Origin of the sequence: Erwinia pyrifoliae DSM 12163 (assembly GCF_000026985.1) — a bacterium.
Taxonomy (GTDB): Bacteria; Pseudomonadota; Gammaproteobacteria; order Enterobacterales; family Enterobacteriaceae; genus Erwinia; species Erwinia pyrifoliae.
Genome location: NC_017390.1, coordinates 3,649,070 through 3,661,633 on the forward strand (window position 1 = coordinate 3,649,070; position 12,564 = coordinate 3,661,633).

Annotated in this window: 7 protein-coding genes, 2 tRNA genes and 3 rRNA genes; 1 reads left to right on the forward strand and 11 read right to left on the reverse strand. The window is 52.0% G+C overall.

What is annotated here, in order from left to right; genetic code table 11:
* Window positions 1-37 precede the first annotated feature (37 nt).
* From EPYR_RS16555 to EPYR_RS16585, 7 genes are all read right to left on the reverse strand, one after another.
* The gene (locus EPYR_RS16555) at window positions 38-1,663 is read right to left on the reverse strand and encodes a Na/Pi cotransporter family protein (protein WP_015899088.1); all 1,626 of its coding nucleotides are present in this window, start codon (window positions 1,661-1,663) and stop codon (window positions 38-40) included.
* A gap of 994 nt (window positions 1,664-2,657) precedes the next feature.
* Window positions 2,658-3,587, reverse strand: coding sequence for a homoserine O-acetyltransferase MetA (metA, locus tag EPYR_RS16560; protein WP_014539630.1), 930 nt, complete (start codon window positions 3,585-3,587; stop codon window positions 2,658-2,660).
* Window positions 3,588-3,853: 266 nt separating this feature from the next.
* Window positions 3,854-3,969, reverse strand: a 5S ribosomal RNA gene (gene rrf, locus EPYR_RS16565).
* Between the two features lie 211 nt (window positions 3,970-4,180).
* Window positions 4,181-7,177: ribosomal RNA gene (locus tag EPYR_RS16570) — 23S ribosomal RNA — on the reverse strand.
* 206 nt (window positions 7,178-7,383) lie between these two features.
* Window positions 7,384-7,459: transfer RNA gene (locus EPYR_RS16575), tRNA-Ala, on the reverse strand.
* 151 nt (window positions 7,460-7,610) lie between these two features.
* Window positions 7,611-7,687, reverse strand: a tRNA-Ile gene (locus EPYR_RS16580).
* 73 nt (window positions 7,688-7,760) lie between these two features.
* Window positions 7,761-9,300: ribosomal RNA gene (locus EPYR_RS16585) — 16S ribosomal RNA — on the reverse strand.
* Together the 16S, 23S and 5S rRNA genes with 2 tRNA genes alongside form the textbook arrangement of a ribosomal RNA operon.
* A 525-nt stretch (window positions 9,301-9,825) precedes the next feature.
* On the opposite strand from EPYR_RS16585, the gene EPYR_RS16590 reads away from it, so the two are divergent.
* Entirely contained in the window at window positions 9,826-10,380 is a 555-nt protein-coding gene (locus tag EPYR_RS16590; protein WP_014539631.1) for a gamma carbonic anhydrase family protein, read from the forward strand.
* On the opposite strand, the gene EPYR_RS16595 is transcribed toward EPYR_RS16590, so the two are convergent.
* From EPYR_RS16595 to EPYR_RS16610, 4 genes are read right to left on the reverse strand one after another with little or no spacing between them, the layout of a single operon-like run.
* Complete coding sequence (locus EPYR_RS16595) at window positions 10,347-10,607, reverse strand: DUF1488 family protein (RefSeq protein WP_041474057.1); 261 nt, start codon at window positions 10,605-10,607, stop codon at window positions 10,347-10,349. The genes EPYR_RS16590 and EPYR_RS16595 overlap by 34 nt on opposite strands.
* The gene (gene aroE, locus EPYR_RS16600) at window positions 10,604-11,422 is read right to left on the reverse strand and encodes a shikimate dehydrogenase (RefSeq protein ID WP_014539632.1); all 819 of its coding nucleotides are present in this window, start codon (window positions 11,420-11,422) and stop codon (window positions 10,604-10,606) included. Before aroE ends, EPYR_RS16595 begins: the two co-directional genes overlap by 4 nt.
* Window positions 11,423-11,434: 12 nt before the next feature.
* The gene (gene tsaC / locus EPYR_RS16605; RefSeq protein ID WP_014539633.1) at window positions 11,435-12,007 is read right to left on the reverse strand and encodes an L-threonylcarbamoyladenylate synthase type 1 TsaC; all 573 of its coding nucleotides are present in this window, start codon (window positions 12,005-12,007) and stop codon (window positions 11,435-11,437) included.
* Window positions 11,985-12,554, reverse strand: a complete 570-nt coding sequence (locus EPYR_RS16610) for a DNA topoisomerase family protein (RefSeq protein ID WP_015899090.1) — start codon at window positions 12,552-12,554, stop codon at window positions 11,985-11,987. Before EPYR_RS16610 ends, tsaC begins: the two co-directional genes overlap by 23 nt.
* Between the last annotated feature and the right edge of the window lie 10 nt (window positions 12,555-12,564).

The window sequence follows — 12,564 nt, forward strand, 5'->3', positions numbered from 1 at the left end:
CTCGATGGCACCTTGCCAATGGTGAGATAGTCACCACTCACTCCTCAACGCGTTCGTCATCAGGCACTTCCAGCACGCTGTAAGCGACCGCACAAAACAGCGAGTTCAGACGCTTCATATCGCCCAACAGCCCCAAATGCAGCGAACTGGTTTCCATGCTCTGTACATTCTGCTGATGCAGGCGCTCAACGTGTGTGTATGAGTAGCGGCGGTTGGTGATGCGAAAACGGTGCTTGGCGCGACGCAGCCGTTTGGCGCTGGTGATATCGCGAGATAAAAACACCGACAGACTGAGACGCAAATTACTGGTGAGCAACTCCAGCTGGGCATCCAGCTCCTTCATGCCTTCCAGTGAAAAGGCCCGTCCTGCCGCCAGCGACTTATCAGCCACATCACCACTCATCCGTTCAAGAATATCTCCGGCCATTTCCAGATTGAGTGCCATTTCAATCGTTTCCGCCCAGCGGCGCGAATCTTCTTCCGGCAGATCTTCTTTCGGCATCTGCGCAAGATAGAGTTTAATGGCGGTATACAATACATCGACATCGTCATCAAGCTTGCGTATTTCCCGATCTTCACGCCGTTGACCATGCACCACCTTGCTGAAGGTGATGAGCATCTGTTCCAGTACATCCCCCATACGCAGCGTTTCGCGCGCCGCATTCGCCAGCGCCAGTGCCGGAGTATCGAGCGATGCGCTGTCCAGGTGTTTGGGTTTGAGTCGCAAATCGGTTTCCGCTTCATCGCGGATCAGCCGCTGGCATAATGTGGCCATCGGCGCGACAAAGGGCACCATGATCAGGCAGCGGAGCAGGTTATAAAACACATGGAAGAAAATCACTAACTCTTCATTGTTAACCGGCATCTTCTCCAGCCAGTTCGCCAGCGGGTCGATAAATGGCAGGACCAGCAGTGAGCCAATAAATTTAAACAGCAGGCTGCCGAGCGCCACCCGTTTACCGGCGGCGTTAGACGCACTGTTGTTCAACATCGCTAACAGTCCGCTGCCAAGATTAGCGCCGATCACCAGACATAATGCCACTTTAAAAGAGATAACCCCGGTAGCTGCCAGCGTGGCAGTTAGCAATACCGCCGCCAGGCTTGAGTAACTGATAATGGCAAACAGTGCGCCGATCAGAGCGTCGAGCATCACATCCCCGGTCAGTGATGAAAACAGCACTTTTACCCCGGCGGCCTGAGTCATGGGCGTGGCAGCGGCAACAATCAGCTGCAGCGCCAGCAGAATTAATCCCAGGCCAATGCTGGCACGACCTAACTGACCGGCGCGGGTCTGCTTGCGCCCCAGAAAGAACACCACGCCAAAAAAGATAAATAGCGGTGAAAGCCAGGAGAGATCGAATGTCAGGATGCGTGCCATCAGCGCAGTCCCCACATCAGCGCCGAGAATGATCACCAACGCCGGGGATAGTCCCACCAGTTCCTGTGCCACAAACGAGGTGACCAGCATGGTGGTGGCATTACTGCTTTGTACCAGCGCAGTCACGCCAATACCGGCCAGAAATGCCAGGGGTTTTTTGGCCATGCTGCGGCTCAGTACCCGTCGCAAATCAGCACCATAGACACGCATGATCCCCGTCCGCACGATATGAGTTCCCCATACCAATAACGCGACGGCAGCAAAAAGGTTAAGCAGAGTTAACACCGGTATTGACCTCCCTAAGTTAAAAACACCGCATATCAATCGCGCGAGCTACACGCCGCTTATTTTAGCTGATATTCAGATAAAATATTTTATGAAAAAATATAAATCCGTGTTTTGTGGCGGCGTTGCGCCGGTTCCCTGACAAAATGAGCTGAAATGCCAGATCGCGTTAAGTCGATATTAAACTGATGGTGCACCAATAGCCTCAGATAGCAGGGTGCCGTCAGACAGCATGATTAATTTTTAATACTCGCAGCCATATTGTAAGTTGATTTCTGGCCGGCAACCGGGCGCAACAACTCACTGATTCACCTCAACAATATGCCGTATTGACTCTTTGCCACAAGCCTCTGGCGCAGAATGCGAAAAGAACGTATTGCTGCAAAACTTTTTCCAAAAATTATAGGTTAGTGAACACTAACATACTCCTTGCGCAAGGTGAATCAATGAATAAGCTTCTGAAAATGGAAAATCATCAGATTAAAACTGACAGGCAGATTATAAATGGCGTACTGAATTAAAGCCGGATCCTTAAATTGAGTTAAATTCAAAGAGAGATGACCATCTGATACGAAAAAATGTTATTTCCAAAACCGGGTGTAATGCCTGGCTTTTCAGATCCTCTGACATGATATCCGCTATAATATTCACCGCACAGCGGGTTCTATCCTCAGATATTTATATCCAGTTATAAATTAACTAAAATAGGATTTAGCACTAAAGACAGATTTAATTAAGGGTCAACGGCTATTTATTGTCATTATAACAGAAACATCATTTCCATGAACTTTGGCGGTTCTCTATCGCTGGCACTACTGTAGCCAAAGTTAAGGATGCTGTGCTGGCAGCCAGTAAGCCATTCCTTTTGCCAGAGGCTGGTTATCCACTAACATCAGGCGATTAGGATGACTGGTACAGGCTGCTGGTGCATACGCTGCCACCCATCGCCGCTAAACCCGGCAGAGACACGTTGAGATGATAATCCCCCGGCAGATCAATCCAGCGTTGGATTCATATGGCGCAGATCGAACGGCGTGATCTGGTAAACGTAGTAGTTTAGCCAGTTAGAGAACAGCAGGTTACCGTGACTGCGCCAGCTGGCACGCGGAGGCAGCTGCGGGTTGTCTTGCGGAAAATAGTTAAACGGTACTTCCGGATTCAAGCCTGCTTCATAATCCCGGTGATATTCACCCGCTAAGGTTAACGCATCATATTCAGGATGACCGGTAACGAAAGCGAGACGTTTATCCTTGCTGGCAAACAGGTACGCGCCGGTATGTTCTGATTCGGCAAATATCTCCAGGTCGGTATAATCACGTAGTAGTCCCGTAGGGAAGTCAGCATAACGTGAATGAGGCGCCAGGAAACTATCATCAAAACCACGAGTTAGCAGAGCATGCGGATGTAATATTTGGTGGTCAAATACGCCAGACAGTTTGCTATTGCGTGTTTGCTTAGGAATGCCATACAAAATGTTTAATGCGGCTTGTACTGCCCAACAGACAAACAGCGTGGAAGTGACGTGCTCCTTCGCCCAATGTAGTACCTTATGAATTTGTGGCCAGTAGGCAACATCGCAGAAATCAACCAGTCCAAGCGGCGCGCCGGTTACAATCAACCCATCAAAGTTATCATTCTGTATGTCTTCGAAATTACAGTAGAAATTATTCAGATGTTCCGACGGCGTATTGCGGGATTCGCGTGTATCGATACGTAATAGCTGGATATCGATCTGCAATGGAGAGTTAGACAGCAATCGCAGGAACTGGTTCTCCGTTTCGATCTTCTTCGGCATCAGATTCAGCACCAGTACTTTTAAAGGGCGGATCATCTGAGTGCTGGCGCGGGTAGAGGTCATAACAAAGACATTCTCGTTGCGCAGAAAACTCACCGCAGGTAATTCATCGGGTACCCTGATTGGCATCGCCTATTTCCTCATTGCATACGCTTACATGTTTAGACATCCAGATAGCTAAAGATATCGTCACATGATATGAAAGTCGAGCACTCATCGAATAGTTGAAAATGTTTCATTACATCGCAGATGATGACAAAGTGGTGACAAAAGCATGATGTTTACATCAATTTCGTCAGAGATAAGCGGATGGGTAGCAGGATTGAATTAAATTTTACTGAATTATCACAACGCAAAAAGGCCATCCCGCGGGATGGCCTTTTGCTTAATTTGATGCCTGGCAGTTCCCTACTCTCGCATGGGGAGACCCCACACTACCATCGGCGCTACGGCGTTTCACTTCTGAGTTCGGCATGGGGTCAGGTGGGACCACCGCGCTAAAGCCGCCAGGCAAATTCTGGTGCACGAAACGAATCTTTTTCACTGATGCCGCGTTGGCCGCGCTTGTAAACTCAGTCACATACCTCAGTATGCTCCTTCATTTACTGCACTTGCCGCCTTGCATCAGCAAAAAATCTTTCGTTCCCGCTAATTCTTTATCCGGTTCAAGCTGAAAATATCTCTTCGTCCCTCAACACAACCCAGAACGCTTCTGGCGTTGTAAGGTTAAGCCTCACGGGTCATTAGTACCGGTTAGCTCAACGCATCGCTGCGCTTACACACCCGGCCTATCAACGTCGTCGTCTTCAACGTCCCTTCAGGGGTCTCAAGGACCCAGGGAAGATTCATCTCGAGGCAAGTTTCGCGCTTAGATGCTTTCAGCGCTTATCTTTTCCGCACTTAGCTACCGGGCAATGCCATTGGCATGACAACCCGAACACCAGCGGTGCGTTCACTCCGGTCCTCTCGTACTAGGAGCAACCCCCTCTCAATCTTCCAGCGCCCACGGCAGATAGGGACCGAACTGTCTCACGACGTTCTAAACCCAGCTCGCGTACCACTTTAAACGGCGAACAGCCGTACCCTTGGGACCTACTTCAGCCCCAGGATGTGATGAGCCGACATCGAGGTGCCAAACACCGCCGTCGATATGAACTCTTGGGCGGTATCAGCCTGTTATCCCCGGAGTACCTTTTATCCGTTGAGCGATGGCCCTTCCATTCAGAACCACCGGATCACTATGACCTGCTTTCGCACCTGCCCGAGCCGTCACTCTCGCAGTCAAGCCAGCTTATGCCATTGCACTAACCTCACGATGTCCGACCGTGATTAGCTGACCTTCGTGCTCCTCCGTTACTCTTTGGGAGGAGACCGCCCCAGTCAAACTACCCACCAGACACTGTCCCCACGCCGGATTACGGCGCCAGGTTAGAACATCAAACGTTAAAGGGTGGTATTTCAAGGTTGGCTCCACGCAGACTGGCGTCCACGCTTCNAAGCCTCCCACCTATCCTACACATCAAGGCTCAATGTTCAGTGTCAAGCTGTAGTAAAGGTTCACGGGGTCTTTCCGTCTTGCCGCGGGTACACTGCATCTTCACAGCGAGTTCAATTTCACTGAGTCTCGGGTGGAGACAGCCTGGCCATCATTACGCCATTCGTGCAGGTCGGAACTTACCCGACAAGGAATTTCGCTACCTTAGGACCGTTATAGTTACGGCCGCCGTTTACCGGGGCTTCGATCAAGAGCTTCTCGCAGCGCGATAACCCCATCAATTAACCTTCCGGCACCGGGCAGGCGTCACACCGTATACGTCCACTTTCGTGTTTGCACAGTGCTGTGTTTTTAATAAACAGTTGCAGCCAGCTGGTATCTTCGACTGGCTTCAGCTCCGCGAGCAAGTCGCTTCACCTACGCGCCAGCGTGCCTTCTCCCGAAGTTACGGCACCATTTTGCCTAGTTCCTTCACCCGAGTTCTCTCAAGCGCCTTGGTATTCTCTACCTGACCACCTGTGTCGGTTTGGGGTACGATTGGTCGTTACCTGATGCTTAGAGGCTTTTCCTGGAAGCAGGGCATTTGTCACTTCAGCACCGTGGTGCCTCGTCATCACGCCTCAGCCTTAAAGAGTTCCGGATTTGCCTGGAACTCAAGCCTGCACGCTTAAACCGGGACAACCGTCGCCCGGCCAACATAGCCTTCTCCGTCCCCCCTTCGCAGTAACACCCAGTACGGGAATATTAACCCGTTTCCCATCGACTACGCCTTTCGGCCTCGCCTTAGGGGTCGACTCACCCTGCCCCGATTAACGTTGGACAGGAACCCTTGGTCTTCCGGCGAGCGGGCTTTTCACCCGCTTTATCGTTACTTATGTCAGCATTCGCACTTCTGATACCTCCAGCAGACCTCACNGTCCACCTTCGACGGCTTACAGAACGCTCCCCTACCCAACGGACGTATCCCGAGGCCCACTCGACTTTNATGGGCGCATTGACGTCGCTGCGCTCCGTCAATCGTTATCCACTACCGTGAATGTGCCCGGGTGATACGTCCGCTGCCGCAGCTTCGGTGCATGGTTTAGCCCCGTTACATCTTCCGCGCAGGCCGACTCGACCAGTGAGCTATTACGCTTTCTTTAAATGATGGCTGCTTCTAAGCCAACATCCTGGCTGTCTGGGCCTTCCCACATCGTTTCCCACTTAACCATGACTTTGGGACCTTAGCTGGCGGTCTGGGTTGTTTCCCTCTTCACGACGGACGTTAGCACCCGCCGTGTGTCTCCCGTGATAACATTCTCCGGTATTCGCAGTTTGCATCGGATCGGTAAGCCGGGATGGCCCCCTGGCCGAAACAGTGCTCTACCCCCGGAGATGAGTTCACGAGGCGCTACCTAAATAGCTTTCGGGGAGAACCAGCTATCTCCCGGTTTGATTGGCCTTTCACCCCCCAGCCACAAGTCATCCGCTAATTTTTCAACATTAGTCGGTTCGGTCCTCCAGTTAGTGTTACCCAACCTTCAACCTGCCCATGGCTAGATCACCGGGTTTCGGGTCTATACCCTGCAACTTAACGCCCNGTTAAGACTCGGTTTCCCTGCGGCTCCCCTATACGGTTAACCTTGCTACAGAATATAAGTCGCTGACCCATTATACAAAAGGTACGCAGTCACACCACGAAGGTGCTCCCACTGCTTGTACGTACACGGTTTCAGGTTCTGTTTCACTCCCCTCGCCGGGGTTCTTTTCGCCTTTCCCTCACGGTACTGGTTCACTATCGGTCAGTCAGGAGTATTTAGCCTTGGAGGATGGTCCCCCCATATTCAGACAGGATGTCACGTGTCCCGCCCTACTCATCGAACTCACAATAAGTGCCTTTTTGTGTACGGGGCTGTCACCCTTTACTGCGCGACTTTCCAGACGCTTCCACTAAAGCACAAACTGATTCAGGTTCTGGGCTGTTCCCCGTTCGCTCGCCGCTACTGGGGGAATCTCGGTTGATTTCTTTTCCTCGGGGTACTTAGATGTTTCAGTTCCCCCGGTTCGCCTCATGCCACTATGTATTCATGACATGATAGTGCAACGGATTGCACTGGGTTTCCCCATTCGGGTATCGTCGGTTGTTGCGGTTCATATCACCTTACCGACGCTTATCGCAGATTAGCACGCCCTTCATCGCCTCTGACTGCCTGGGCATCCACCGTGTACGCTTAGTCGCTTAACCTCACAACCCACAAGCGTCCCGAAAGACGTCTGTCAGTTGCAGGCATTGAGAGACTCGAACATGTCGTTAACTTCATTCTTATTACGGAGAATGAACACGACACGTCGTTTCAATTTTCAGCTTGTTCCGGATTGTTAAAGAGCATAATACTTCGCAGCATACTGTTAACCAGTACACTCTGAAATATTGAATTCAGAAAAACCATATGGTGGAGCTAAGCGGGATCGAACCGCTGACCTCCTGCGTGCAAGGCAGGCGCTCTCCCAGCTGAGCTATAGCCCCATACGGTCTGACAGAAACCTTTTTCTACCACTCATGAGGAGTCGCATTTTCTTTATAAAGAGAAAATGCAATTTCTTTTCAGGCAAGGCATGCGGGAGGGAAGTTTACTACAGTAAACGACCGAGTGCATAACGCAGCATGAGAAGAAATTTGGTAGGCCTGAGTGGACTTGAACCACCGACCTCACCCTTATCAGGGGTGCGCTCTAACCACCTGAGCTACAAGCCTGTAGAGGTTTTTCTGCTCGTTACTTTTTNATCAGACAATCTGTGTGGACACTGCGCCGGAAGGTATCTTCAGGTAAGGAGGTGATCCAACCGCAGGTTCCCCTACGGTTACCTTGTTACGACTTCACCCCAGTCATGAATCACAAAGTGGTAAGCGCCCTCCCGAAGGTTAAGCTACCTACTTCTTTTGCAACCCACTCCCATGGTGTGACGGGCGGTGTGTACAAGGCCCGGGAACGTATTCACCGTAGCATTCTGATCTACGATTACTAGCGATTCCGACTTCACGGAGTCGAGTTGCAGACTCCGATCCGGACTACGACGCACTTTATGAGGTCCGCTTGCTCTCGCGAGGTCGCTTCTCTTTGTATGCGCCATTGTAGCACGTGTGTAGCCCTGGCCGTAAGGGCCATGATGACTTGACGTCATCCCCACCTTCCTCCGGTTTATCACCGGCAGTCTCCTTTGAGTTCCCGACCGAATCGCTGGCAACAAAGGATAAGGGTTGCGCTCGTTGCGGGACTTAACCCAACATTTCACAACACGAGCTGACGACAGCCATGCAGCACCTGTCTCACGGTTCCCGAAGGCACTTCCGCATCTCTGCAAAATTCCGTGGATGTCAAGGCCAGGTAAGGTTCTTCGCGTTGCATCGAATTAAACCACATGCTCCACCGCTTGTGCGGGCCCCCGTCAATTCATTTGAGTTTTAACCTTGCGGCCGTACTCCCCAGGCGGTCGACTTAACGCGTTAGCTCCGGAAGCCACTCCTCAGGGGAACAGCCTCCAAGTCGACATCGTTTACGGCGTGGACTACCAGGGTATCTAATCCTGTTTGCTCCCCACGCTTTCGCACCTGAGCGTCAGTCTTCGTCCAGGGGGCCGCCTTCGCCACCGGTATTCCTCCAGATCTCTACGCATTTCACCGCTACACCTGGAATTCTACCCCCCTCTACGAGACTCTAGCCTGCCAGTTTCGAATGCAGTTCCCAGGTTAAGCCCGGGGATTTCACATCCGACTTGACAGACCGCCTGCGTGCGCTTTACGCCCAGTAATTCCGATTAACGCTTGCACCCTCCGTATTACCGCGGCTGCTGGCACGGAGTTAGCCGGTGCTTCTTCTGCGGGTAACGTCAATGAAAAAGGTTATTAACCTTTCCCCCTTCCTCCCCGCTGAAAGTACTTTACAACCCGAAGGCCTTCTTCATACACGCGGCATGGCTGCATCAGGCTTGCGCCCATTGTGCAATATTCCCCACTGCTGCCTCCCGTAGGAGTCTGGACCGTGTCTCAGTTCCAGTGTGGCTGGTCATCCTCTCAGACCAGCTAGGGATCGTCGCCTAGGTGAGCCGTTACCCCACCTACCAGCTAATCCCATCTGGGCACATCCGATGGTGTGAGGCCCGAAGGTCCCCCACTTTGGTCCGTAGACGTTATGCGGTATTAGCTACCGTTTCCAGTAGTTATCCCCCTCCATCGGGCAGTTTCCCAGACATTACTCACCCGTCCGCCACTCGTCACCCGAGAGCAAGCTCTCTGTGCTACCGTTCGACTTGCATGTGTTAGGCCTGCCGCCAGCGTTCAATCTGAGCCATGATCAAACTCTTCAATTAAAAGTTCGATTTGCTGAAACCTGCTTTTACAAACAGGACAGCGATGCTCAATCGTAAAACGTCATAATGAATGTCATTATGTGTTCACTCATGAGGCTTGATATTTTTTGCGCCTTGCGGCGCTGATATCAATCCTGCGAGTGCCCACACAGATTGTCTGATAAATTGTTAAAGAGCGGTGCAACAAGTCGCTGAAGCGTACTGTCGCGAGGTGGCGTATANTACGCTTTCCTCCTTCGGAGTCAACCTCTTTTTGAGGGGTTTTTCCGGCGGTTCAGAACTTCCTGAACCTCTCAACACGCCGGCCTGTAAGCCGTTGTTCCGTGTCAGTGGAGGCGCATTATAGGGATCCGGATTGAATGCACAAGCCTTTTTTCGATCTTTCTTTTTGACTGCTGGGTTTTCACTCTTTTTGCCGGGTTATCAGGCGATGCGCGCAATTTTAACGCGTTTTTCGCCTGATTAATTGATCCTTGATCGCTCTCAACGCTACGCTACAAGGATTGTTTATATTGAGAGATCGCTATGAGCCACAATATTCGTGCGTATAAAGGAGTTCGTCCGCAGCTGGGTAACCGAGTGATGATTGATCCCACCAGCGTGGTGATTGGCAATGTAACACTGGCCGATGACGTAGGCATCTGGCCTTTGGCCGTTATCCGAGGTGACGTTAACCGGATCACTATCGGCAAACGTACCAACATTCAGGATGGTAGCGTACTGCACCTCACCCACAAGTCAGCGGGTAATCCTGAAGGTTACCCGCTGATGATTGGCGAAGATGTTACCGTTGGACATAAAGCGATGTTGCACGGCTGCACTATTGGTAACAGGGTTCTGATTGGGATGGGTTCCATTCTGCTTGATGCTGTAACAGTAGAAGATGACGTGATGATTGGTGCCGGTAGCCTGGTTCCACCGGGTAAGCGTCTTGAGAGCGGCTACCTCTACTTAGGCAGCCCGGCCAGGAAGGTACGCCCGCTGACGGAGGCTGAATTAAGTGGCCTGGTCTATTCCGCCAATAACTATGTCCGCTGGAAAGATGACTATCTCTTTGAGGAGAGCCAGACCCAGCCCTGAGCATCTTCCTGCTGATGCTTGATGGCCCGTTCCGCAAGTTCTTCGAACTCCCACCGGTTAAGGCGAAAACAGGCCAGAGCATCTCGCTCCGAATGAAAGCGGCGAAGCAGTTCTTCGCCGTTAATCGCACAAATCAACTGAAAGCCACTGGCCTGGGCGCTAAAGCACACAGCCTGCCTCGCTTCATCCCACCATTCGCGCTCCGGAAACTGAATGGCCTGATTCACGCACGCATCTCCGCTTTCAGTGCGCTGATGGCCGCCGTAATTTCCGGCATTACCCCGTGCCACAACATAAAAGAGTGAGCCGCTTGCCCCACCAGCATTCCCAAACCATCGGCCATCTGAGAGGCTCCCTGCTGACGGCACCATTGCAGGAATGGCGTGTCTCCAATCTGATAGAACATGTCGTAGCAGCGGGTATACTCGCCGGCCAAACAGCCTGGAAGATCGGGTGTTTCTCCAGCGACTCCGCTTGAAGTGGCATTGATCACCAGATCAAACGGCCCTTCGGCTAATGGCTCTTTCGCCATTGAACTGATACGCCCGCTGTGTCGGAAAAGCTGCACCAGATCCTCTGCTTTCGCCTGGGTACGATTAGTCACTGTCAGGCTGCATCCAAACGAAAGTAGCGGAAGGATCACACCTCGTGCCGCACCACCAGCCCCTACCAACAGGATCCGATCGTCCGGTTTGATCAAATCTAAGCGTTCAAGATCGCTCAGCAGACCAATGCCGTCAGTGTTATCACCTAATAACCGTCCATCATCCAGCTTCTTCAGCGTGTTAACCGCCCCGGACAGTGCCGCACGTTCGGTCCGTTCGCTGGCAAGCTCGTAAGCCAGCTGCTTAAACGGCAAAGTGACATTGGCCCCCCGTCCACCCTGGACAAAAAACGCGCGTGCCGCAGCCTTAAATCCATCAAGCGGCGCGCACAGACGTTCATAAGGATGTGCAATTCCGGTTTGCTCGGCAAACAGCTGATGAATACGCGGTGATTTACTGTGATTAATCGGATTACCGATAACGACAAAAGATGACATAGTTTGCTCTCATTATCCCTGGCGAATTAATTCACCGGTTAGCACATCGCGGATTTCCGATGGATTGAGGCGACCACCGGTCTCGCCCTTTAATACCGGGAAATCAGGGCCAAACTGCGCCAGTACTTCAGCGACGTGGCGGCACGGCGGCAACCCGGTCAAATTAGCGCTGGTTGAAACCAGCGGCTTACCAAAAGCATGGCACAAAGCGATGACATCAGGATGGTCGCTAACGCGTACCGCCAGGGTAGTAAATTGCCCGGTTAGCCAGCCCGGCGTGGTGCTGCGAGCCGGCAATACCCATGTTACCGGGCCAGGCCAACGAGAGAACATGCGCGCTTTCTGTTCAGCTGAAAGCTGTTCGTCGGCAATCCAGGGAATCAGCTGCTGATAATCAGCGGCGATCAGGATCAGTCCTTTCTTGACGGGTCGCTGCTTTAATACCAGCAGCCGCATCACCGCTTCTTCGCTATCAGGATCGCAACCCAGGCCAAACACCGCTTCGGTCGGATAGGCAATCACTTGCGACTGGGCCAACTGTTCAACACACTGCGCCAACGAATCAACCACGGGGTTCATCTTCACTACGGTTTCCTGATGTTACGGGTTTGCCACAGGCTTTACTGGCGCAGAAACGCTTTGTACCTCTGGCCGTTTTTTTCTCGATAAGCAGCGGAAACTGGCAAAACTCGCAGACACCTTCCACCGGCTTGTCGTTCACCGCAAACTGGCAATCAGGATAACGGTCGCAGGCATAAAACGCTTTACCATAGCGCGAACGACGCTGGATCAATCTTCCGCTGTCGCATTGCGGACAGGCGAGCGTAGTTTCATCTGGCTTATCGATAGTCTCGGTGTGTCCGCATTCGGGGTAACGTCCACAGGCAATAAACATGCCGTAGCGCCCCTGACGCAGCACCAGATCGCCACCGCAGTGCGGGCAAAGCTGTCCATCAAGCACTTTAACGATATGCCCGTCAGCCTGAGCTTTAAGCGGTCGAATAAAGTGACATGCGGGGTACTGCGAGCAACCAAGAAAAGCACCGTGTTTCCCGGAGCGCATAACCAGTTCTGCCCCGCACTGGGGGCAGGGTTCATTTTTCCGCGCAGCGAAAAGCGCATTTTTATTCATAACATTGTTT